Here is a 23287-nt window from a genome sequence, read left to right as displayed (position 1 = left end):
TCAACCAGTAGCCTGTACCTATGTTCGGGATTAGTACGACGCTCAAACTAGGCTCGGTCGTCTTTGGGCTAAGTGCGCTCCTCTTACTAGTGGCGCCAAGCTTCTTTCTATTTATGTTGCACCTAGATGGTGCCTCAACAGAGTTGGTCTGGTCGATGCGAATGATTGGAATCACACTCGTCGCATTGGCAGGAAATATGTGGCTAAACTCACATTCTTCGTCTGAAGCAAGATTGATTGCAGCTGCTACAGTCATGGCCATAACGGCAACAGGGTTGGGTGTGCTGACAATCCTTATTCCAGCTCAAATGAGTTGGTTTACTTATCTCTATGCAGCGGTAGGTTTTCTTTTTGGCCTGAACTATCTGGTCTGCATTATTCGTCGCAGGTTCTAATCTGATTGGTTCGTCGTGAATTCAATACCCTCAACGCACATCACTCTTGCGCTTGATGCCGGACAGACTGGTGTTCGCACTCTCCTCATCGATGGGGATATCCGTTCCTTGAAGCAATTTCCTGGGGTCAAGACCGACCGGGCACTATTTCCTCAACTAGCCGAGTACATCACCACCGCTGTAGAGGGAGTGAACAAACCCGTTTCGCTCTCGATTGGGATGACTGGGTTAACCGCAGCGCAGAGCAAGCCAGCAGATTTACTCAACTTATTACCTGCCATTGTTCGAAACGTGTCCCTCGCACACGACTCAATCACGGGGTATCTAGGTGCATTAGGAACACAGAATGGCGTTGTTACTGCTGTAGGAACTGGGGTGGTCACCCTCGGCGTTGGCGACACAGAGATGGTCCGTATAGACGGTTGGGGAAATCTCATTGGTGATGCCGGTTCTGCTTATTGGATTGGTCGAGCAGGACTAGAAGCTGGCATGCGAGTTTACGACGGTCGAATTGCTTCTAGTAGTTTGCTCTCTTTACTTACCGAGAACTTCTCGCATCCCGAAGAGGCTTACATCGAGTTGCAAACCAGCAATGATCGCGTCGCTTGGATCGCGTCATTCGCTCAACGTGTCATCGAGCTCGCAGAAGCCGATGACGAAGCACGCAGAATCGTCAACGGGGCTGGCCAGGAGTTGGCTTTGTCCGCTGTGACTGCTGCCGAGCGAGTGGGTCTTCTCGATTCAGATTCACCTCGATTTAGTTGGGTTGGAAATGTCATGAAAGCCGAGATGCTCAAGGATGCTTTTGTGTCAGCCGTTGTGAAGGCAATACCTCACGCACAATTTGTCACTGCTTTGGCAGAGCCGATTGACGGCGTCGCACTGTTGTCTGCGCTTCCAGAAACTTCTCCTTTGCGCGCAAGCATTCACTCGGCTTCTCGGCACTGAAACAACTTGTACCCTTGGAGCATGGCTGTTTCTCCCACCGAACTTCTCGATATTGCTCGCACCGTAGCTACCGAAGCAGGTGAATTGGTCGCCCGTCGGCGCAGGGAAGGTGTGACCGTTGCAGCAACCAAGTCAACCTCTATTGACGTTGTGACGCTGGCAGATAGGGAGTGCGAAGAGTTCGTCAAAGCACGTCTTGCACAGCTTCGCCCCGAGGATGGTTTCTATGGAGAAGAAGGAGGTGACAGCACAGGAACCTCAGGGCTGACGTGGATTGTTGACCCCATCGATGGCACTGTTAACTATCTCTATGGAATTCCACAGTATGCGGTGAGCATCGCTGTGGTGGAGGGAAATCCAGACCCCGCTAGCTGGAAGCAAGCGGTCGGTGTTGTGAACAACCCTGCCGCTGATGAGCTTTACTTTGCGTCAAAAGGAGGGGGAGCCTTCCTTCTGACAGGAGGTAAGCAGCAGCAACTCCACGTTAATGAGGAAACTGATCTCGCCCATGCGCTTGTGGCCACTGGATTTGGGTATAGCTCCGAAGTGCGCGCTATTCAAGCACAGCGATTGACGCACATACTTCCTGCTGTCAGAGATATTCGTCGCGCAGGTGCAGCTTCGCTCGATCTGTGTGCAGTGGCAGCTGGACGTTTGGATGGGTACTTCGAAAGTGGGACAAAGCCCTGGGATCATGGGGCGGGTAGCCTTATTGCACGTGAGGCAGGAGCTGTAGTCGGCGGGCTCTATGGTGCTGCCGAGGGGGAATCTATGCTTCTAGCGTCGAACAAATACCTGTTTCCAGAAATTGAAAAACTCCTGATCAAGTAGCATTTTCACCCAGAATTAGACCAATTTTCGGTGGAGTTTCTCAGGGTTGCCGGGTAACCTTAATCATTCCGTTACATTTCTAGGGTGCTTTTTCGCGCCCACAAATTGGATGAGAGTGCATGGCCGGAGAATTCGAAGAGAACGTTGCCGCGGCAACTGGCTCTGCGCTGACCCCACCTGCAGGACTCACCAGACGAGAACTGCGTGAGTGGGAGCGCAAGCACGGCGTCAGCCCAGTTGTCTCTAACGAGCAGTCTGCACCAGCGCAAGACTCTGTAGTTACTGAGATATCTCAATCCCCCATCGCAAGCCCCGCTCTGCCCGAAGCACAACCTTTCGTCACAAACACGAATGGGCAACCGCTGACTCGTCGTGAACTTCGACTCCGCGAGCAGGGTCTTTCTGAGCCTGTTTCGGTCCCGCAACAAGAAGAAGTTCCTTCTGCGCTCGAAGCTGTTGTACACAACGAAGACGTCACCCCTGTAATCGTCACAGCAGCCGAACCTGTCCTTGGCACAGTTTCTGAGTCTGAGCCACACTCTGGTGAATCAACTGAAACGGCAGTTGAAGAGACGGTCTCTGAGATTGAACCTGTCGGCAACTTTGTGGTGCCGGTCGCGGAGCCAGTTGTTTCCGTCGAAGTTACTGAAGAAACAGTGCCTGAAGATGTCGAAACACCAATAACTTCTGAACCTGTTTCACTTGCCGCACCAGCTGTCCCCATGACTATTGCTCAGACTGCAGCTGCTCAGAATGATTCTGACGATGCAAGTGTTCGGCCACACAAATTGGTGAAGCGTGCAATCCCACGTCGCCCAGCATTCCTCAGCAACCGCAGCCAACGTGATCGCAGTGCAGCAGACCGACGACGCCAGATTTCTCAGCGGGTTTTTTCAGTGCTTGCATTGGTTGCCTGCTTTGCGTTTGCACTCTCCATCTCTATTCCGGCAAATGCTTTGCTCACTCAATCTGATGTAGCAAAAATCAAGATGCAGGCATTCTTGGATGAGCAGGTGTCACTGGCTAGCCAGTCAGTTAACGTCGATTCAGATTCCTCGACTGCTACTGCCTCGCGTGATGGTGTCGATGTTACATTGGCCGCAAAGGCAGCGCCGATGAATTTCTATGGCAACTCAGGATTGTGTGGGGAAGAAACCGCGGTAACTCCTCCTGCATCAGGTGGAGCAATCACCTGGCCACTTGCAAATAGAAAAGTCTCCTCTGGTTACGGTTACCGTTGGGGATCTCTGCACGCCGGTATTGACTTTGAGGGTGATACGGGAACTCCCATCTATTCCGTTGCCGACGGAATTGTTAAGGCTGCTCAGCCCTCACCCAACAACAGTTTGGGCGTGTGTGTCATTATTGCGCACAACGTGAATGGTGTTCAGTTCGATACCCTCTATGGCCACCTCAGCCGTCTGGATGTGGGTGTTGGCCAAGGTGTAGGTGCTGGTCAGGTCATTGGTGCGGTAGGAAGCACCGGAAATTCAACGGGCTCGCACCTTCACTTTGAAGTACACGTGAATGATGTCCAGATTGATCCAGGACCGTTCATGAGCAACTACGCAGGTTAGATCTACACCATCCACACTGCAGTAGCAGGTCTCAGAATACCGTCGCTACTGTCTGCGCTATCGAGAATGATTTTTCCTGCAGGCAGAGCAAAATCCTCTTCGCTGTAGTTGGTAAATACTGTGACATCTTTGTTACGGAAGCCAAGAATGTTTTCAGGAGTTCCCTCAATCCACTCCAGCTCTCCCTCGCCAAGATCATGCTGTTTACGGCTCGTCAATGCGGATTTGTAGAGAGCAAGAGTTGAGTGGGGGTCAGCTTCTTCCAGGTCGCGAGAATACTCGCGGTATACCTCAGGCTGAGGTAGCCATGGTTCTCCAGCAGGACCAAAACCTAGGTTTATTTCCTCTGCCTCCCAGGGAAGAGGAACGCGACACCCATCACGGCCATACGATTCACCAGCTGTTCTGAAGAAGGTGGGGTCTTGCCGTTTGTCATCAGGAATATCGACAGCTTCAGGAAGACCCAGCTCTTCACCCTGGTACAAATAGGCAACTCCGGGCAAGGCAAGCATCATCACTGATGCTGCGCGAGCCCGGGCAAGACCTAAAGCCGGATCCGGCTTGGGCTCAGTCAAGGGGCCAATACCCGTTATGCGGTCAGCCGTGCTGGTAGCAGGATTCAACGCCAATCGTGTGGCGTGACGAACTTGGTCATGGTTAGACAACACCCACGTGCTTGGAGCGCCCACTGCGGCGAAAGCAGAAATCGAATCCTTGATTACTTGCCGCATCTGCTCGCCATTCCAGCGTGTAACGAGGAAGGGGAAATTGAAAGCTTGCTGCATTTCATCAGGACGAACCCAGAGGGCCATCTTGGTCAAAGGTTCAACAAAAGCTTCGGCACACAAAATGCGTTCGCCGGGATATTCCGCAAGTACCTTGTTCCACTCGCGGTAGATTTCGTGCACGCCATCATGGCCAAAGTAGGGGTTGTCGATACGTTCCTGGGGAGGAGTGTTCCAGTACTCCTCGTCACGACGGAAATCAGGAAGCCCAGGTGCTTTAGAAAGACCGTGCGCCACATCAACACGGAAGCCGTCTACTCCACGGTCCAGCCAGAATTTCAGAATTTCAATGAAGCGTTCGCGCACCCAGGGGTTAGTCCAGTCAAAGTCGGGTTGGCTGGAATCAAAGAGGTGGAGGTACCACTGTCCAGGAGTTCCATCAGGATTGGTGGTTCGAGTCCACGCAGGACCGCCAAAAACGGATTCCCAGTTATTGGGGGGAAGTTCCCCGTTTTCTCCTTTTCCTTCCCTGAACATAAACCGTGCCCGCTCTGTGCTTCCTGCACCAGCCGCAAGTGCCTCAATAAACCAGGGGTGTTCCGAAGAGCAGTGGTTGGGAACAAGATCCACAATCACTTTGAGACCGAGGCTGTGTGCTCGGGCCTCGAGTGCATCGAAATCTGCGAGTGTGCCAAACAGGGGGTCAACATCGCAATAGTTGGCAACGTCGTAACCGGCATCTTTTTGCGGGCTCGTCATAAATGGTGACAGCCAAATAGCATCAACACCCAGCTCTTTGAGCTTGGGGAGGCGCGCGGTTATTCCGGGCAGATCACCAATGCCATCGCCATTGGAATCGGCAAAGGACCGTGGGTAAATCTGATAAACAACGGAGGAACGCCACCACTGATTTTCAACCATGAATGCAAGTTTAGGTATATGAGCCCAGCGGCGAAGTTGCCTCGCGAGTAATGCCTTGAGCTTCTGAGTTTTTCGCAAATGCTCAGAGGTGATAATCTCTAACGGTGCCAATTTTCGGGAGCAATCCTGAAGGTCTGGATACGCCCCGATAGCTCAGTGGTAGAGCACTTCCATGGTAAGGAAGGGGTCGCGAGTTCAATCCTCGCTCGGGGCCCGATCATTCTTCGACTGCTGCAGGTTTCCTGTTCCACAAGATGAGTGTTCGTGGCTGGGTAGCTCAGGTGGTTAGAGCGCACGACTCATAATCGTGAGGTCGCGGGATCGAGCCCCGCTCCAGCTACAGAAGAAAATCCCCACACTGTGGGGATTTTTTGTTTCAGTACTTCTGGCCTTCGCGCTGTTCTTCTTCAGCTTCGCGAACCTGCTGTTCAGCCATTTCTTGTTTGGCAATGCGAGCATTTTCTTTGGCGGCTTCGCGAAGGTCTTCTTCGTTTGTTCGATTGTTCTTGACCATGGTGCTCCTTTCGGAGAGCATTCGGATCGTGTTGCACAATCATATTTCTCTCCTTGCTCCCTCCGATAGAGCTGAAAGCAAGCTGGTTCAGTCTTTCTCGGGTCTTTTTCAAGAACACAAACTAGTTTGGAATAAGAGCTAGTCCAGACCTTGTTGGTGGCCGTGGAGGTGAGCTGTCATGAAACTTCTGTCTCAAGTTTCTAGTGTGAGTGTCAATGCTTTGCCAATTGTGGCATTGGCCAGTTTGTTGGTTTTTTGGAATTCAACTCCCTCCCTTTTTGTCATGGTTCTGCTCGGGATCTTGTTGGCCATTTCTGTGTTGGCAGCTGTTCACCATGCTGAGGTGATAGCCCACAAGGTGGGAGAGCCCTATGGTTCTCTCATCCTTGCGGCGGCTGTCACCGTGATCGAAGTGGGCATGCTTGTGACGTTGATGATTGCCTCACCACAGGAATCGGCAACACTAGCTAGAGACACAGTCTTTTCCGCAATCATGATTATTTGCAATGGAATTGTCGGAATCTCGTTGATTGTGAAAGCTCAACGTAAACGAACAGCGACTTTCAACGCAGAGGGCATTGGTGGTGCACTAGCAGCGATTACAGCGTTGACAACGATGAGTTTGATTTTGCCTTCCTTCACCACGTCAACCCCGGGTGCAACATTCTCATCAGCACAGCTTGTTTTTGCAGCAGTAACTGCCTTGGTGATTTATCTCGTCTTTGTTTTCATTCAAACGGTTCGGCACCGGGACTTCTTTTTACCTCCGCCTGTTTCCGAAAACAGCACGACTTTGGTTGCTGAGCACAAAGATCCCCCAAGTTCACGTCTGGCATGGATCAGTTTTGCGCTTTTGGTCGTAGCGCTGGTCAGTGTTGTTGGCTTGGCCAAAATCACGAGCCCTCTTCTGGAGACGGCAGTATATGGTGCGGGACTTCCCTCGACACTGATTGCTGTGAGCATTGCCGGGCTTGTGTTGTTGCCTGAATCAATTGCCGCGGTTCGGGCTGCCTATTTTGGTCGGACTCAAACCAGCTTGAACTTGGCGTACGGCTCTGCAATGGCGAGCATTGGGCTAACCATCCCGGTTATTGCGGTGATGTCAATATTCTTTGGCTTCCCCATTGTTCTGGGCTTGAGCGCAACTGAGCTTGTTCTCTTTGTCTTAACTGTTGCCGTGAGTATTCTCACCGTAGTTCCCGGAAGGGCAACGATATTGCAGGGAGCTATCCACCTCAGTATTTTTGCTGGCTTCATCTTCTTCATCATCAACCCTTAGCCCGCTGAGTGGTTTAGCTGTGTGAACTAGGCGATGAGCTGTGCGAACCAAACAAAGACCGGGATACCAATGAGCAGGTTGAAGGGGAAGGTGATTCCCAAGCTGGCGGTGAGGTAGAAGCCGGGGTTTGCTTCCGGCAGGGAAAGTTTCACTGCTGCCGGTGCTGCGATATAGGAGGCACTTGCACAGAGCACACCGAACACTGCAGCCCCACCGGCGCTCAGTCCGATGAGGGTTGCTAGTCCGACTCCCGCAATACCAATCACGAGCGGGAATGCGATGGCAAAGACGAGCAATCCCCAACCTGCCTGGGGGAGTTCTTTAAGGTGAGATCCTGCTTGGATACCCAGCTGGAGTAGGAACAGGGTGAGCACTCCGACGAAGAGGGCGCCGAAGAAGGGCTCAACGCGCTCGTAGCCAACCGGCCCACTGACGGCACCGATTACCAAACCACCAACAAGGAGGAGGATTGATTTTCCGGTGAGGACCTCGTGCATAAGGGGCCCCCAGCTTTGTTGCTTGCTTGCTTTGCGAGCAAGAACAAGACCCACGATGAGACCGGGTACCTCCATGATGGCCAGCAGCGTGGCAAGGTAACCCTCGGGATCAAGACCAAGGGACTCCACGAACATCAGACCAGCTGTGAAAGTCACGAGGGAAGTTGATCCATAGTGTGCAGCAATAGCGCCCCGCTCAGTTTGGTTCAGTGGTGTGAGTACTTTGAGGGCTGCGAATGCGGCGACGGGTATTGCCAGCCCCACGATGATGGCGAGGGCGATGGGTGCGGCAATGTCTGCTGGCTCAGACATGCGCAGGCCCACGCCGCCTTTAATACCTATCGCAAGCAGGAGGTAGATCGAGAGGGCACTAAAAATCTGTGGTGGAATCTCTAGCCTTGAGCGTAGCCCCACAGCAATAAGTCCCAGCACGAAGGCTAGGACTGGGGGTGAGGTCAAGTTGCTCACAGCGAGCTCGAGAGATTCAAACATTTTTCGTCCAATCAGTTGACTAGAAGAATAATACAGGAAATAATATTCAGTAATCAATCTTCTTTAGTAAGGATGTCATGAACGTAGAACTCTGGATGTGGCTCGCAGTATTCGCAGCAATTATTGTGATGCTGCTTATTGACCTCTTTGCTCACCGGAAGGCGCACGAGATCTCTCTTCGCGAAGCTGCGATATGGTCAGCCTTCTGGGTTGCGACCGGTATCGGTTTTGGTGTCCTGGTGTGGAATTACTTTGGGGCCGAATACGGGCAGCAATACTTTGCCGGATTCGTCATAGAGAAATCTCTGGCCGTCGACAACGTATTCATTTGGGCTTTGATCTTCGCTTCCTTCAGCGTTCCTCGTAAGTACCAGCACCGAGTTCTCTTCCTGGGTGTTCTAGGTGCACTTGTATTCCGCGGCATCTTCATTGCACTCGGTGCGGTCATTCTTGAAAACTTTGCCTGGGTTCTCTACCTCTTCGCAGCGTTCCTGATTTACACCGGTATCCACATGCTCATCAAACGGAACGATCACGTTAACCCAGCAGAGGGTCGTTTCTATAAGTGGTTCTCCTCAGTCGTGCCTTCAACCAAGAAGTACTACGGACAGAAACTATTTGTCCGCATTGGCGGTGTCCTCTTAGCCACTCCGTTGTTCATGGTGTTGGTCTTAGTGGAGTTCACCGACATCATCTTTGCGGTTGACTCGATCCCCGCAATCTTCGCGGTAACTTCTGAACCGTTCCTCGTCTTCACCGCAAACGCATTCGCCATCTTGGGTCTGCGTGCGATGTACTTCTTGCTAGCCGACCTGATGTACCGATTCGTCTACCTCAAGATTGGGCTTGCGTTTGTACTGGTCTGGGTCGGTGTCAAGATGGCTCTGCACGATATCGTCAAGGTTCCCACCGGAATCTCACTGACTGTGATTCTGACCATCCTGACTGCTTCCATCGTGGCGAGTTTTATCGTCAGCAGAAACAAAGAAGCCGAGCACATTGAGCCTGCCTCACGTCAGCAGCTCCCTGAAGCGACAGAGGAGGAAATGGCGGCATTGGCTCCAACTTGGCGTAAGTCTGGAAAGATGTAGGCATGGCTAACTGGACATTCCTCACTCACCACGGGCACGTGCTTGTTGCAGTGTCACAATCTGCAGACCTCACCGTCGACCAGATTGCAGCCAAGGTTGGAATCACTGCCAGGGCAACGGCGGGAATACTCAACGATCTGGTTGAAGCTGGGTATGTCGAGAAGACAAAGAACGGTCGCAACAACCACTACACCGTTCATGGTGAGATTCCGTTACGTCATCCACTCAACAACCAAACCCCTATCGCAGAGCTACTGTCCTTGTTCTCCGAAGCAAACTAATAGTCTCAACAGCTTCTTTTTTCAGAAGTGGCTTAGGAGTATTTGCCTGGACAATCTACATACGCTGATTAAACACCTGTGGCCTCCCACGAAGGGAGGCCACAGGTGTTTGTTCGTGCAGTGACTAGTCGCGAGCGATAGCTAGGAACTGGAGGATCTGGAGGTACAGCCAGACCACGGTCACCATGATGCTGAATGCGCCTGTCCACGCGAACTTGGCGGGAGCCTTGTTCACTACACCACGCTGGATCATGTCGAAGTCCAGAACGAGTGAGTAGGCAGCAAGCAGAATGACGAGGGGGCCAATGATCAAACCGAGGGGGATTCCAAAGATCTCAACACTGTTGAGGCCAAAGGTTCCGCTGGTTGCACCGAACAGCTGCATGAAGAAGCTGACCAAGCTGAATACCAAATAGGAAATGATTCCAATGAAGAAGATTTTGGTTGCACGAGCCGAGGCACGAATCTTGCCGCTGGCAAAAAGTGCCAACGTCACACCCACCACGACGATGGTGGCGATGACAGCCTGGGCAACAATGCCACTCCACTGAGCGTCAAAGACCAGCGAGATGCCACCAATAAAGACACCTTCGAGAGCTGCGTAGCCCAGGATCAGCGCAGGAACTGGCTCCTTTTTGAAGATGTTTACCATCGCGAGAATGAGAGCGCCAATGGCCGCAAACATGACCAAAGTCATTCCAAATGCGGGGTTGGTGGAAGTGATCATCCAGCCAGCAACTGCACCAACAAGAAGAACAGCAAAGGAAATAAACGACTTCGCAATTGTTGCTTCATAGGTGAGGGCAGGCTCTGGCGCACGGTTCGCAGAAGGTGCGTCGTAGAGTGCTTGGAGCTCTTCGGCGGTTGCGTTCGGTGAGAACGCCTTGTTGCCAGCAAAAGCAGGGTTGTTAACAGCCATGACGGTTGTTCATCCTTTCGAGGAGTTAGGCACTGTGAAGCGCTACCTCCACGATACCGAGTGTGGGTAGTGAGTTTTCCGAGAATTAGCTGTGTTTTCCCCTGTTTTGGGCAGATCAGATTAAACCGAGAGCACTGAAGCAAAGTTGCCGTTGTATTCCTAGTGAATAATCAGCCTCTTTCCTCTATCGCTCTGCCATTCTTGGAACATGACTCCTCCTCTCGTCATTGCTCATCGCGGTGCAAGTGGTTACCATCCAGAGCACACTCGGAAGGCCTACCTCACCGCAATTGAACAAGGCGCTGACGCAATAGAGCCAGATCTGGTGATCTCCCGAGACGGGGTCCTTGTCATCCGCCATGAGAATGAAATCTCTGGCACCACGGATGTGGCAAGCAGACCAGAATTTGCTCACCTCCTCACAACAAAAGTGGTGGATGGGGAAGAGCTCACGGGATGGTTCACCGAAGATTTCACTTGGGCCGAACTTTCTACACTGCGGTGTAAAGAACGACTTCCTGAACTTCGGCAAGCAAACACGGCTGAAGATGGCCACTACCCCATGTTGCGGTTTATTGATTTATTGGAGATCGTTGACCAAGCTCAGAAGAAACTGACTCTGGTTGTGGAAATCAAACACCCCACCTATTTTGCGCAATTGGGATTCGCCTTTGAAGAACTCATCGCACAAGATTTGTACATAGTGGGCTGGCAGGCAGACGATCCTCGAATCCTGATTGAAAGCTTTGAAAAGAGCGTCGTGATGCGCTGCAAAGACAGGGGTGTAGGTGCAAGACACGTCTACATCATGGATTTTGGTTACACCGCTTTTGATGAAGTTCAGTGGGCACTCTCCGAAGGAGTCCCATCTATGTCAAACCATGATGAACTTTCAGATGCCGGCTTAGATATCTTCGCGGAGAAACTTGACGGCGTAGCCCTCGCCTGGAGTTTGCTCATGGGAAGAGATTCCACCTTGGATGTTGAACAAGGACGCAGGATCGTTGAAAGTGCACACCAACGCGGCTTAACAGTGTGGGTGTGGTCCTTGCGGATAGAGAATGTCTTTCTTCCTGAAGAATTTCGCACCGATGGCGCAGATCATGAACCAGGTAACTGGAAAGAGTTCTTTGAGTTGTTGTGGTCTCTCGGCGTTGATGGGGTGTTCAGCGACTTCCCTGACTTGGCTGTCCGTACGCGCCCATAGACTTAAGGCGCAATGAGTGAGCTTTCATCGCCCAACCCTTTACTGGATGGGCTTAATCCCCAGCAGCGTGAAGCGGTGGAATACCGCGGTCCCGCATTACTTATTGTTGCCGGAGCAGGATCGGGAAAAACCAGCGTTCTCACAAGGCGCATCGCTTCCCTGATTAGTAATCGGGAAGCGTGGCCTAGCAATATCTTGGCGATCACGTTCACCAACAAAGCTGCCGCAGAAATGCGCGAGCGCGCAGAAAACATGCTGGGTGCGGCAACCGAGGGGATGTGGATTTCCACCTTCCACTCGTCTTGTGTTCGGATACTGCGACGTGAGGCAGAGAACTTTGGCTTCACAAAAGCGTTCACCATCTACGATTCACATGACTCACGCACCCTCATCAAGCGCCTGATTAAAGAGTATGAAGCAGACACGTATGGTCTCTCTGTTTCGGGTGTTGCAGGAAAGATTTCTCGACTCAAAAATGAGCTCTCTGATGTTGATAGCTATTCGCGCAATGCAAATCTCAATGATCCAACCGAGGTGAAGTTCCTCGAAATTTTCCGCGGATACACTCGCGCGCTCCAAGCAGCCAACGCCTTTGACTTTGATGACCTTATTGCCCAGACAGTGTTTTTATTTCGGGCATTCCCACATGTTGCAGATCACTATCGCAAACAATTTAGGCACATTCTGGTGGACGAGTATCAGGACACCAACCACGCACAATATGCCCTTATTCACGAGCTCACTCGGGAAACAGCTGACGGTCTTCCGGGTGCTTCACTGACGGTGGTGGGTGATTCCGATCAGTCCATTTACGCTTTCCGGGGCGCTGATATGCGCAACATTGCTGAGTTTGAGCGTGATTTTCCCGGCGCCCACGTGGTCATGCTGGAGCAAAACTACCGTTCAACGCAGACAATTCTTTCGGCAGCTAATGCAGTCATTTCCAACAACTTTGATCGCAAAGATAAAAAGCTGTGGACCGATGTGGGCGATGGTGATCTCATTGTTGGATTCACCGGTTACTCAGCACACGATGAGGCACAGTTTGTTGTCGATGAAATTAGTGCACTCCACGCCCAAGGGATGGGCTACAACGAGATAGCTGTGTTCTATCGAACGAACTCTCAAACACGTGCGCTGGAAGAAATCTTTATCCGTTCGGCTCTTCCCTACCGAATCTTGGGCGGCACTAAGTTCTATGAACGTGCAGAGATCAAAGACATCCTGGCGTACTTAGTTGCTGTAGCGAACCCAGCTGATTCGCTCGCTGTGCGCCGTATTCTCAATGTTCCCAAACGCGGAATTGGTCCAGCCACTGAAACAGGTTTACAGAACTACGCTGATACCAACAACATCACTTTGCGCGAAGCATTACGCTCTGCAGAGTCGCTCGGCCTTGGCCCCAAGGTCTCTGGAGCAATTGCCAAACTTTCGGGCCTCATTGATGAAGCAACATCGTTGGCCGAATCTTCACCCGTTGCTGAAGTCCTCACACGCATTCTGGAAGAAACCGGATACGTGGAGCTGCTCAGAGCAACCCGGGATCCTCAAGACGAAGCACGCGCTGAAAACGTCGAAGAACTCTTGGCAGTGACCAAAGAGTTTGATAAGAACAACCCAGGCGGCACGCTTGTTGATTTCTTGACCGAAGTTTCACTCGTGGCAGCCGCAGATGAGCTTGATGATGACAGTGGCACCGTCTCGCTCATGACCTTGCACACCGCAAAAGGCCTGGAATACAACGCAGTGTTCATCACGGGTGTCGAAGAAGAACTTCTTCCTCACCGGATGTCCGCAGGTGAACCGGGAGGACCTGCCGAAGAGCGCCGTTTGTTTTATGTGGGAATTACTCGCGCACGAAAGAAACTTTTCCTCTCTTTGGCGATGAGTCGAGCACAGTTTGGTCAGACCAATGTGGCGATGCCGTCGCGCTATCTGCAGGAGATTCCTTCAGAGCTCATTGACTGGCGCCAGTCGCCCGGAACAGTGAACGGCCGTGACGGTTATCAATCACGAGCACTCAATGCTCGAGGTTCGCGCTATGACGGTGGATTTGGTTCGAGTGAGCTTGGTGGTTGGGGATCCACGGAAGGTGGCTGGAATTCTCTCGAGGCTGCCCCTCAACCAAAGACCGAATGGGCTAATCGGGTCACCAACAAAATTCGTGATAACGGCGACCTTGTTCTCGTGGCAGGCGACCGTATTTCTCACGCTGACTTTGGTGAAGGAACTGTGAACCAAGTCACTGGTGAGGGTGCCAAGAGTGTTGCTCACGTGAAGTTTGATACAGCAGGAGCCAAGAAGCTTCTGATTAAGATCGCGCCAATCGAGAAGTTATAGGTTCATCGCACAGTTAGATGGCTGCGCCCCCGCCGAGCAGTGAACCAATGAAGTAGGTCACAGCCAGAGCCAGTGCTCCACCAATGGTCACACGCAAGATTGCACGAGGAACAGGCGCGCCACCGATGTAGGCACCGATTCCCCCGGTCAGTGCCAGCGCTAACAGCGATGCAGCCACAGTGGCGATAATTTTGAACGGTTCTGGCGTGAGTAAGACTGCCAAAAGGGGAAGCAGCGCCCCTACGGTGAAAGCTATTGCAGAAGATATAGCTGCGTGCAGTGGGTTGGTCAGCTCGTCCTGGTCAATACCTAGTTCAACATCGAGGTGAGTCTTGAGTGCATCCACCTCGGTCATCTCAACAGCAACCTGACGAGCAGTTTCTGGTTTGAGTCCCTTGGCTTCATAGAGCGCAACGAGTTCTTCGAGTTCTTCCTCGGGAAACATTTCCAGTTCACGGCGTTCTTTATTGACCCACGCCTTTTCAGAATCTCGTTGGCTAGAAACAGAGACATATTCTCCTAGCGCCATCGAGATAGCTCCGGCTGCAAGTGCTGCGATACCGGTAAGGAATATCACTGCGGGATCGCTGGTGGCGGCCGCAACGCCAACAACTAGTGCAGCAATGGAGACAATGCCATCGTTTGCGCCGAGAACTCCGGCACGAAGCCAGTTCAGTTTGCTGTTGGACGCAGCGTCGTGAGGTTCAAATCCATGTTCAAGAGTTGGTTCAGCCATAACACCAGCTTGGCAGTTTGTCCCTGTGCTATCTAGTTAGGTGAGCCAAACCTTGTTCAGGGGTGTATTTGGCTGAAAAAAGGGGTAAAGTCGAACTGGTCAATTTATCTTGATATCAAGTTACTTTTAACTTTCGCCAGTGGCGGTCCTATCGCTACTGATTATTTATCGCTCAATGCGGATTGGGAATCACGTGGATTTATACGAATACCAAGCCAGGGACCTGTTCGAGAGTTATGACGTTCCCGTACTGGCGGGCATCATCGCCGACACCCCTGCTGAAGCACGTGCTGCAGCTGAAAAGCTCAGTGGCGTAGTTGTCGTCAAAGCTCAGGTTAAGGTCGGTGGCCGCGGTAAGGCGGGTGGCGTCAAGGTTGCCAAGACCCCCGAGGAAGCTGAGGAAGCAGCCAAGGCCATTCTTGGACTCGACATCAAGGGACACGTCGTCAAGCGCGTCATGGTTGCAGCTGGTGCTCGCATTGCACAAGAGTTCTACTTCTCCGTGCTGCTCGACCGTGCAAACCGCTCCTACCTCTCCCTCACCTCTTACGAAGGTGGCATGGAGATTGAGCAACTCGCTGTGGAGCGCCCCGAAGCTCTTGCTCGCATCGAAGTAAACCCCATCAAGGGAATCGACCTTGCTGAAGCCAAGCGCATTGCAGTTGCAGCCAAGTTCCCAGCTGAGCTGGTTGACAAGGTTGCTCCTGTTTTCGTCAAGCTTTACGAGGTCTACACCGGCGAAGATGCCACCCTCGTTGAGGTCAACCCTCTGGTTCTTACTGAAGAAGGCGACATCATTGCCCTCGACGGTAAAGTCTCGCTCGATGAGAACGCCGAGTTCCGTCACGAAAACCACGCTGCACTTGAAGACAAGGCAGCTGCAGATCCACTCGAAGCTAAGGCAAAGGCTGCAGATCTCAACTACGTGAAGCTTGACGGTGAAGTCGGAATTATCGGTAACGGCGCAGGTCTCGTGATGAGCACCCTGGACGTCGTTGCTTACGCTGGTGAAAACCACGGTGGCGTCAAGCCCGCGAACTTCCTCGACATCGGTGGTGGAGCATCGGCAGAAGTTATGGCCGCTGGTCTCGACGTCATCCTCGGTGATGCACAGGTCAAGAGCGTATTCGTCAACGTCTTCGGTGGTATCACAGCCTGTGATGCTGTAGCCAACGGTATTGTCCAGGCACTGGCAACCCTCGGTTCCGCTGCTAACAAGCCTCTCGTTGTTCGCCTTGACGGCAACAACGTCGATGAGGGTCGTCGGATTCTCGCCGAGGCTAACCACCCCCTCGTAACCCTCGCAGACAGCATGGATGACGGCGCCGACAAGGCCGCAGAACTCGCTGCCCGCTAAGCCCTCACGAAAACTCAAGGATAAGAAATGTCAATCTTTCTGAACAAAGACTCCAAGGTCATCGTGCAGGGCATCACCGGTGGTGAAGGCTCCAAGCACACCGCCCGTATGCTCGCTGCTGGTACCCAAGTTGTTGGTGGTGTGAACGCACGCAAGGCTGGCACCACCGTCACCCACGGCGACGTTGAGCTTCCCGTCTTCGCAACTGTTGCTGAAGCAATGGCTGCAACTGGTGCTGACGTCTCGATCGCGTTCGTTCCACCTGCATTCTCCAAGGACGCAGTTATCGAAGCAATCGACGCTGAGATTCCTCTGCTCGTTGTCATCACCGAAGGCATCCCCGTTCAGGACTCTGCTGAGTTCTGGGCTTACGCCAAGGAAAAAGGTGGCAAGACCCGCATCATTGGTCCAAACTGTCCCGGCATCATCACCCCAGGTGAAGCACTCGTAGGAATTACTCCAGCGAACATCACTGGCAAGGGCCCTATCGGTCTGGTTTCCAAGTCGGGAACCCTGACCTACCAGATGATGTTCGAACTGCGCGACCTCGGCTTCTCGACCGCGATCGGTATTGGTGGAGACCCCATCATCGGCACCACCCACATCGATGCACTCGCTGCATTTGAGGCAGACCCAGAGACAAAGGCCATCGTCATGATTGGTGAAATCGGTGGTGATGCTGAAGAGCGCGCTGCAGACTTCATCAAAGCGAATGTGACTAAGCCTGTAGTTGGTTATGTTGCTGGCTTCACCGCTCCCGAAGGTAAGACCATGGGTCACGCTGGAGCGATTGTTTCTGGCTCTGCTGGAACCGCTCAGGCAAAGAAGGAAGCCCTCGAGGCTGCTGGCGTCAAGGTAGGAAAAACTCCTTCTGAGGCTGCACGTCTGATGCGTGAAATCATGCAAAACCTCTAACACAAACCAACATTCACATGGCGCTGACCTTCGGGTCGGCGCCATGTGTTTTTCCCTGTCAAACGCAAATGGGTTGGGTTAAACCATTTGTCGGTGGCAGACTTGAAACAACAAAGACTTTCTTCAAAGGGGAAAACTGTGGCTGAAGCTGTAAAGAAGAGTGCTGGACGTGCGTGGCTCTCGAGCATTCTCATTATCGTCGCAATGGTGTTGACACCTGTTGCCATCGTCAGCCACTGGGCAACAAGTGAAGTGACCAACACCGAGCGATTCGTGAGCACTCTTTCCCCGTTGGCTTCCAACCCTGAGGTTCAGCAGGTAGTCATTGACGAAATCACGGGTGTTGTCAAGGAAAACGTTGACATTCCGAAACTGACCGATTCACTCTTCACAGGACTAGCACAAGCGCTCAACCTTCCAGAGCCTGCACAGAAGGCCCTAGAGATGCTGAGCACACCCGTTGCAAGCGGTGTTGATGCACTGATTACCGACGTTGTGACGAAGGCCGTTGAATCAGATGCTTTCCAACAGGCCTGGACCAAGACTCTGACACTCACTCAGGAACAAGCAGTGGCCCTGCTTTCGGGTGACCCCAACTCGATGATTCAGCTCTCCAATGACGGAACCCTAACCCTTCCGCTCAAGCCCATCATTGTCGATATCAAGGCTGCTCTCGTGAAGCAAGGTGTTGGCTTTGCTAACGCCATCCCTGAGGTTGACAAGTCCATCACCATCGGCAAAATCCCTGAGCTAGCTCTGGCTCGTGTGATTTACCAGGTCGGTGTCGGAGTTGGAACCTGGTTGCCATGGATTGTTGCCGCAATGTTTGCACTAGGTATTTTCGCAGCGCGTAACCGTCAACGTGCGATCATGGCCACCAGCATTGTCTTTGCTCTGGTGATGGGCTTCATGGGCTTCCTTTTCGGCACGGGTCGAATCGTGGCCTCCACTGTTATTGATCCGGCTATTTCTGGAGCAGTCGCAGTGATCTACGACGCTGTGACCGCCTACGTGGTCAATGTTGTTGCTGCCCTGGGCGTGGTAGCGGTATTTACTGCAATTGCAGCATGGGCATTTGGCTCTTCAGAGTCAGCTACCAAACTTCGTGCTTTCTCCAACAAGCAGATTGATACTGTGCGCAAGGCCATTGACCCTCAGAACAAGGCGTTCTCTGGTGTGAGCCCTGTGATGAACAAGTACCGTGTTCTCGCCCGTGTACTTATCATCGGTGTCATCGCGTGGATTGTTGCTCTTCAGCAACCCGTAACCGTTCCGATGGTCATCTGGAACACACTGCTCATTCTGGTTCTCCTCTTTGTATATGAGGTCCTTCAACGCACCAACGGCAAGCCTGTTGTTGCGGCAGCAGCGGCTGCTCCCGCAGCACCGGTAGCACCTGCTTCTTCAGCGGCGAAGCCTGCACCAAACAAGGCATCAGCAAAGAAGCCAGCTGCACAGGCGACAACTTCGGCAAAGACAGCAGCAAATAAAACTACCGCTGCAAAGCCTGCTGCGAAGAAAGCTCCTGCAAAGAAGCCTGTCGCAAAGAAGCCTGCTGCTAAAAAGTCATAGCATCAAGAGGTGAACCGCACCCTCATAGCTCTGCTTGCTGCCCTCGAGGCATTCATTGCGCTAGCTATTGGGGTCGGTATCTCCCTCGTTCCGCTGAGTTTGATGTGGGCGGTCCAATTTGATTCCGGTGTGAGCTGGGATGTGTTTTATCGGGCTTCGGCAGATATTTGGTTGGTTGGTCACGGGGTTGATTTGAAAATGACCTTAGACCCTGTCTTGGCCGCTGCAGTCAATCTTCCTGGTGGGGACAAACCCTTCCTTATCTCGATTGCGCCGCTGAGCTTTTCCTTGCTCACCATCCTGCTTGGTGTTCGACTGGGACGAAAGTCCTTTGAATCAGGTGCACGGTTTGTGGGACCGTTGTCTGCAGTGGCAACATTCGGCTTCTTCACGATCCTGATTGCTCTCTCTGCTGTTCACGTCAATGCCACTCCAGTGATGTGGATGGCAGTTTCCTTCCCAACGGCTATCTTTGCTCTGGGAGTTTTCATTGGCGCTCGAGGTGAAGTCGGCCACTCTGGAGGCCGCGCAGAGCGGGTACAGAAAAAAGTTGTGGGTTGGGCAACCGGACTTTCTTCACAGGTAAAAGCCGTGCTCTCTGCTTCATTGCGCGGAGGCCTGATTACTGCCGCACTCGTCATCGGTGCCTCAGCCATTGCATTATCTATATTGATCATCGCGAACTTCGCCAGCATTTTGGGCATTTATGAAGGCCTGCAAGGAGGTGGAGGCGGAAGCCTTATCCTGACGGCTGCACAGCTGATGTTTATGCCCAACTTTGTGATGTGGGTTGTGTCGTGGTTTATCGGGACCGGTTTCGCACTCGGCGCCGGTTCTTCAGTTTCCCCTGTAGGCACAGACTTGGGTCTTGTTCCTGCTCTGCCTATTCTGGGAGCAATGCCCACGAACGATCTAGCGTTTGGATTCCTCGGGCTTTTGGTTCCATTGCTGGCTGCATTTTTGGCAGCGTGGTTTATTCGGCCAGCATTACTTCGAACCCTCGGTCCTGACGTCTCCTTTCGCTGGATTTCACTGACCGTGCTGGGCATCGCTCTTGTTGCCGGTATCCTCATCGGTTTACTGGCATGGGCCAGTGGTGGGGCTGCGGGACCTGGTCGATTGGCTGAAGTGGGACCGAATGCGTTACGCACTGGCGGTATTGCTGCACTCGAATTCCTTATTGCGGCATCACTGGGAATGTATGCCCGTTCGGGCGTGACGACAACGAAGCAAAAGTAACAGCCCCGAATTTCGCCATGTTTCTAGCAGGTAGGCTTAACCTGTGCTGAATCTCGTCGTCCTGATCTCGGGGTCAGGTTCTAATTTGCGTGCACTTCTTGAGGCAGCAAGCGACGACTCATACCCTGCTGAGATTGTGGCCGTGGGTGCAGATAATGCTGCTAGTGGTTTAGCTCATGCTGTTGAATTTGGTGTGCCCACATTTGTTGTTGCTCCTCAGGAATACGGTAATCGTGAAGCGTGGGGACAAGCCTTGGCCGCAGCCATTTCTGAGTATCAACCTGACTTGGTCGTGTGCGCTGGATTTATGCGAATCCTCCCCGCAGATTTCGTGGGGCTGTTCTCGCCTCAGCTGATCAATATGCACCCAGCGCTCCTGCCTTTGTATCCCGGAGCACATGCAGTGCGTGATGCTCTGGCAGATGGCGCGACTGTTACAGGTGCTTCAGTGCACATCGTGGATGAGGGTGTCGACACAGGTCCAGTTATTGAGCAAGTTCATGTGGCCATCAACGCTGATGACACGGAAGAGTCTTTACATGAACGTATCAAAGCGGTGGAACGAGAACTTATTGTTCGCACCGTGAAAAACATTGCCACTGAGAACATCAACCTTCAGGAGTTAGCACGCTGATGAGCGGTCCTTCACACGATCCCAACTTGTACACACACCGCGATGTTGTGCCCGTTCGTCGCGCCCTCATCTCGGTCAGTGACAAAACGGGGCTGCTTGAACTTGCCAGTGCACTCAGTGCAGCGGGTGTCGAACTTGTCTCTACCGGGTCCACAGCACAAACAATTCGTGATGCAGGTCACGCCGTCAAGGACGTGAGCGAAGTAACCGGCTTCCCAGAATCGCTCGATGGCCGCGTTAAAACATTGCACCCTTCAGTCCACGCCGGCATTCTTGCTGATCTTCGCCTCGAGTCTCATGCTGAGCAACTCGACGAACTCGGTATCGCCGCTTTCGATCTCGTAGTGGTCAACCTCTACCCCTTCCGCGAGACTGTTGCATCTGGCGCTGAAGACGCTGATGTAATTGAGCAGATTGATATTGGCGGACCTGCAATGGTTCGCGCATCTGCGAAAAACCACCCCAACGTAGCAATCGTGGTTTCACCTACCCGTTACGCAGAAATTATCGAAGCGTTAGTAACAGGGGGAACCACCCTGGAGCAGCGTCGGTCACTGGCTGCTGAAGCTTTTGCACACACCGCTGCATATGACGCTGCGGTATCTGCCTGGTTTGTTCGCGATGAGAAGTTCCCCGAGACATTCACCGTCTCGGCACACCGCGGATCAATTCTTCGTTATGGCGAGAATTCACATCAAGAAGCAGCTCTCTACCTTGAGCAGGGTGGTCACGGTATTGCACAGTCCACACTGCTTGGCGGCAAAGAAATGTCCTACAACAACTTCGTAGATGCCGACGCTGCGGTTCGAGCTGCTTACGACTTCATCAACCCTGCAGTGGCGATCATCAAGCACGCCAACCCCTGCGGCATTGCGGTCGGTCGTGACAAGGCAGTGGATCAGATTGCTTCAGCTCACCGCTTGGCACACGAGTGTGATCCCGTCTCAGCTTTTGGCGGTGTTATCGCGGCAAACCGTCCGGTCACTCTCAAGATGGCTGAACAGGTCAGTGAAGTATTCACGGAGGTACTTGTCGCTCCCGGTTTTGAACCTGACGCGCTCACTCTTCTCAAGACTAAGAAAAACCTGCGCCTATTGCAGTTGCCAGAAAACTTTGGCCGAGAACCACAAGAGGTCCGCCAAATATCCGGAGGCTACCTCGTGCAGGATGCCGACCTTTTCGACGCTGATGCCAAGCTTGGTGCACTCTTGACTGATTGGGAACTTGTTTCTGGCGAACCCGCAGACCCCGACACCTTGGTCGATCTGGAGTTTGCGTGGAAAGCCTGTCGTTCGGTTAAGTCCAATGCCATCCTGCTTGCACACAACGGTGCATCTGTCGGCGTGGGTATGGGGCAGGTCAATCGGGTTGATTCATGCCACCTCGCGGTCAATCGCGCAGGTGACCGTGCAGCAGGCTCAGTCGCTGCCTCCGACGCATTCTTCCCCTTTGCTGATGGCCTTCAGGTTCTGTTGGCTGCCGGCATCAAAGCAGTAGTTCAGCCAGGTGGGTCAGTCCGTGATGAAGAAGTCATCGCTGCTGCCCAGAAGGCAGGGGTTACGATGTACTTCACCGGCGAACGCCACTTCTTTCACTAAAGGACACAACACCTATGTTCACTCCACGTCGCCTTCTTGCCGCCGGTTTATCCGCGCTCGCAGTAGCAGTCATTGCTCAAGACGTCACCGTCTTGGCATTTTTCATCGGGAAGGGCCTTGATGAAAACATCATGTGGCAGGCAGGTGCTTTCTTCTTCACTGCTAGCACCATCCTCTTCTTCCTCATCGCGCTGGCTGGTGTGCTGGGTTTTCTAGCTAAACGCCGCTATTCCTGGATTGCCGGTTTGATTGCGTCAGCCATTGCTGCAATTACTGGCATGTTCATTCAGGTTGGTGTGCAGGGTGTGGGCATGAGCCCTGAAGTGGTTGCTGTTGTCTTCGGTTCATTGTTCAACGACAACCTCATTTTTCTCATTGCAGGCACAGTCGCCTCAGTAACAGCAGGTACCGCTATTTGGCGTGCGGTTCTTGCTCGCACTAAGAGCGACCAGCCTACGAAAGTTGCATTGGTTCGCGCTCCAGCCGCAAATCTTGCCGAGGGGCTCATTACTCACATCAAGCGTAAAAAGGTTGATGTTGATCTGGCGAATGACCAGTGGGATGGCTATGTTGCAGCGCTTAACGCTGCAGGCTGGCTCACCATTGAAGTTGAACCTCGCGATGATCTGGCCGACAGCGTCTTCATCGAAGACACAGTGGTGATGCTGGGCAAGATTGCCGTTCTTACCAACCCCGGTGCTGATAGCCGCAAGCCAGAAATTATTGGTACAGAAGCAACTCTGAATGAGCTGGGTGTCAAAATTGAACGCATCGTAAGCCCAGGCGCTCTTGATGGGGGCGATGTTCTCAAGGTTGGCAAGACTATTTATGTGGGTCGTGGTGGTCGTACTAACGGAGAAGGTATTCGCCAACTTCGTGCCATTGCTGCGCAGCAGGGTTACACCGTTGTCGCTGTTCCTGTCACCAAGGCGCTGCACCTCAAGACTGCTGTGACTGCGTTGCCTGATGGCACCGTCATCGGTTACCCTCCACTCGTAGATGACCCTCGTGTCTTTGACCGCTTCCTGCCCGTGCCCGAAGCACATGGCACTGCAGTTGTGGTCTTGGCACCCGACACCGTGTTGATGTCATCCTCGGCACCTAAGTCAGCCGAGCTCTTCCGTGAACTTGGTTACCGTGTGATTACGGTCGATATTTCAGAATTTGAAAAGCTCGAAGGCTGTGTCACCTGCTTGTCTGTGCGCATGCGCTAAAACAC

21 protein-coding genes and 2 tRNA genes are annotated in these 23287 nt (G+C 52.7%); 18 read left to right on the top strand and 5 right to left on the bottom strand.

The window, feature by feature from the left end; genetic code table 11:
* Positions 1–113: 113 nt before the first annotated feature.
* The 4 genes from AURUGA1_RS07190 (at position 114) to AURUGA1_RS07175 (ending at position 3751) form a co-directional block, all read left to right on the top strand.
* Positions 114–395 (top strand): hypothetical protein, encoded by a 282-nt coding sequence (locus AURUGA1_RS07190; RefSeq protein WP_205214643.1) that lies wholly within the window; start codon positions 114–116, stop codon positions 393–395.
* Between the two features lie 15 nt (positions 396–410).
* A complete protein-coding gene (locus AURUGA1_RS07185; RefSeq protein WP_114129514.1) occupies positions 411–1343 on the top strand; it encodes a BadF/BadG/BcrA/BcrD ATPase family protein in 933 nt (310 codons plus the stop codon).
* Positions 1344–1364: 21 nt separating this feature from the next.
* Positions 1365–2174, top strand: coding sequence for an inositol monophosphatase family protein (locus AURUGA1_RS07180; protein ID WP_114129513.1), 810 nt, complete (start codon positions 1365–1367; stop codon positions 2172–2174).
* Positions 2175–2293: 119 nt separating this feature from the next.
* On the top strand, positions 2294–3751 hold the full coding sequence (locus AURUGA1_RS07175; protein ID WP_114129512.1) for a M23 family metallopeptidase: 1458 nt from the start codon (positions 2294–2296) through the stop codon (positions 3749–3751).
* 2 nt (positions 3752–3753) lie between these two features.
* Here the strand turns inward: AURUGA1_RS07175 and AURUGA1_RS07170 are convergent, their stop codons facing one another.
* Positions 3754–5397, bottom strand: a complete 1644-nt coding sequence (locus tag AURUGA1_RS07170; protein ID WP_114129511.1) for a glycoside hydrolase family 13 protein — start codon at positions 5395–5397, stop codon at positions 3754–3756.
* A 142-nt stretch (positions 5398–5539) separates the two neighbouring features.
* On the opposite strand from AURUGA1_RS07170, the gene AURUGA1_RS07165 reads away from it, so the two are divergent.
* Positions 5540–5611 (top strand) — tRNA-Thr (locus AURUGA1_RS07165).
* A gap of 52 nt (positions 5612–5663) precedes the next feature.
* Positions 5664–5737: transfer RNA gene (locus tag AURUGA1_RS07160), tRNA-Met, on the top strand.
* Between the two features lie 36 nt (positions 5738–5773).
* On the opposite strand, the gene AURUGA1_RS08080 is transcribed toward AURUGA1_RS07160, so the two are convergent.
* Positions 5774–5911: a hypothetical protein gene (locus AURUGA1_RS08080; RefSeq protein WP_162784092.1), complete on the bottom strand. Its 138-nt coding sequence runs from the start codon at positions 5909–5911 to the stop codon at positions 5774–5776.
* Between the two features lie 178 nt (positions 5912–6089).
* Between AURUGA1_RS08080 and AURUGA1_RS07155 the strand changes: the two genes are divergently transcribed.
* The gene (locus AURUGA1_RS07155) at positions 6090–7190 is read left to right on the top strand and encodes a calcium:proton antiporter (RefSeq protein ID WP_114129510.1); all 1101 of its coding nucleotides are present in this window, start codon (positions 6090–6092) and stop codon (positions 7188–7190) included.
* 26 nt (positions 7191–7216) lie between these two features.
* On the opposite strand, the gene AURUGA1_RS07150 is transcribed toward AURUGA1_RS07155, so the two are convergent.
* A complete protein-coding gene (locus AURUGA1_RS07150; RefSeq protein ID WP_114129509.1) occupies positions 7217–8179 on the bottom strand; it encodes a sodium-dependent bicarbonate transport family permease in 963 nt (320 codons plus the stop codon).
* A gap of 77 nt (positions 8180–8256) precedes the next feature.
* Between AURUGA1_RS07150 and AURUGA1_RS07145 the strand changes: the two genes are divergently transcribed.
* Positions 8257–9270 (top strand): TerC family protein, encoded by a 1014-nt coding sequence (locus AURUGA1_RS07145; RefSeq protein ID WP_114129508.1) that lies wholly within the window; start codon positions 8257–8259, stop codon positions 9268–9270.
* 2 nt (positions 9271–9272) lie between these two features.
* Entirely contained in the window at positions 9273–9551 is a 279-nt protein-coding gene (locus AURUGA1_RS07140) for a helix-turn-helix domain-containing protein (protein WP_114129507.1), read from the top strand.
* 124 nt (positions 9552–9675) lie between these two features.
* Here the strand turns inward: AURUGA1_RS07140 and AURUGA1_RS07135 are convergent, their stop codons facing one another.
* Positions 9676–10470: a Bax inhibitor-1/YccA family protein gene (locus AURUGA1_RS07135; RefSeq protein ID WP_114129506.1), complete on the bottom strand. Its 795-nt coding sequence runs from the start codon at positions 10468–10470 to the stop codon at positions 9676–9678.
* 208 nt (positions 10471–10678) lie between these two features.
* On the opposite strand from AURUGA1_RS07135, the gene AURUGA1_RS07130 reads away from it, so the two are divergent.
* Positions 10679–11677, top strand: a complete 999-nt coding sequence (locus tag AURUGA1_RS07130; RefSeq protein WP_114129505.1) for a glycerophosphodiester phosphodiesterase family protein — start codon at positions 10679–10681, stop codon at positions 11675–11677.
* 12 nt (positions 11678–11689) lie between these two features.
* Complete coding sequence (locus tag AURUGA1_RS07125) at positions 11690–14017, top strand: ATP-dependent helicase (RefSeq protein ID WP_114129504.1); 2328 nt, start codon at positions 11690–11692, stop codon at positions 14015–14017.
* Positions 14018–14030: 13 nt separating this feature from the next.
* Here the strand turns inward: AURUGA1_RS07125 and AURUGA1_RS07120 are convergent, their stop codons facing one another.
* Positions 14031–14753: a VIT1/CCC1 transporter family protein gene (locus AURUGA1_RS07120; RefSeq protein WP_114129503.1), complete on the bottom strand. Its 723-nt coding sequence runs from the start codon at positions 14751–14753 to the stop codon at positions 14031–14033.
* A 193-nt stretch (positions 14754–14946) separates the two neighbouring features.
* Here AURUGA1_RS07120 and sucC point away from each other — a divergent pair, with 193 nt between their 5' ends.
* The 7 genes from sucC (at position 14947) to ddaH (ending at position 23282) form a co-directional block, all read left to right on the top strand.
* Positions 14947–16110: an ADP-forming succinate--CoA ligase subunit beta gene (gene sucC, locus AURUGA1_RS07115; RefSeq protein ID WP_114129502.1), complete on the top strand. Its 1164-nt coding sequence runs from the start codon at positions 14947–14949 to the stop codon at positions 16108–16110.
* A gap of 27 nt (positions 16111–16137) precedes the next feature.
* On the top strand, positions 16138–17025 hold the full coding sequence (gene sucD / locus AURUGA1_RS07110) for a succinate--CoA ligase subunit alpha (RefSeq protein ID WP_096383279.1): 888 nt from the start codon (positions 16138–16140) through the stop codon (positions 17023–17025).
* Between the two features lie 138 nt (positions 17026–17163).
* On the top strand, positions 17164–18597 hold the full coding sequence (locus AURUGA1_RS07105; RefSeq protein WP_114129501.1) for a hypothetical protein: 1434 nt from the start codon (positions 17164–17166) through the stop codon (positions 18595–18597).
* 9 nt (positions 18598–18606) lie between these two features.
* The gene (locus AURUGA1_RS07100; RefSeq protein WP_114129500.1) at positions 18607–19836 is read left to right on the top strand and encodes a DUF6350 family protein; all 1230 of its coding nucleotides are present in this window, start codon (positions 18607–18609) and stop codon (positions 19834–19836) included.
* Between the two features lie 43 nt (positions 19837–19879).
* Complete coding sequence (gene purN, locus AURUGA1_RS07095; protein WP_114129499.1) at positions 19880–20470, top strand: phosphoribosylglycinamide formyltransferase; 591 nt, start codon at positions 19880–19882, stop codon at positions 20468–20470.
* The gene (gene purH, locus AURUGA1_RS07090; RefSeq protein WP_114129498.1) at positions 20470–22068 is read left to right on the top strand and encodes a bifunctional phosphoribosylaminoimidazolecarboxamide formyltransferase/IMP cyclohydrolase; all 1599 of its coding nucleotides are present in this window, start codon (positions 20470–20472) and stop codon (positions 22066–22068) included. The genes purN and purH overlap by 1 nt, the downstream gene beginning before the upstream one ends.
* A 14-nt stretch (positions 22069–22082) precedes the next feature.
* A complete protein-coding gene (gene ddaH / locus AURUGA1_RS07085; RefSeq protein ID WP_114129497.1) occupies positions 22083–23282 on the top strand; it encodes a dimethylargininase in 1200 nt (399 codons plus the stop codon).
* Positions 23283–23287 lie beyond the last annotated feature (5 nt).

Origin of the sequence: Aurantimicrobium sp. MWH-Uga1 (assembly GCF_003325955.1) — a bacterium.
GTDB lineage: Bacteria > Actinomycetota > Actinomycetes > Actinomycetales > Microbacteriaceae > Aurantimicrobium.
This window is presented reverse-complemented; position numbering and strand designations above follow the sequence as displayed.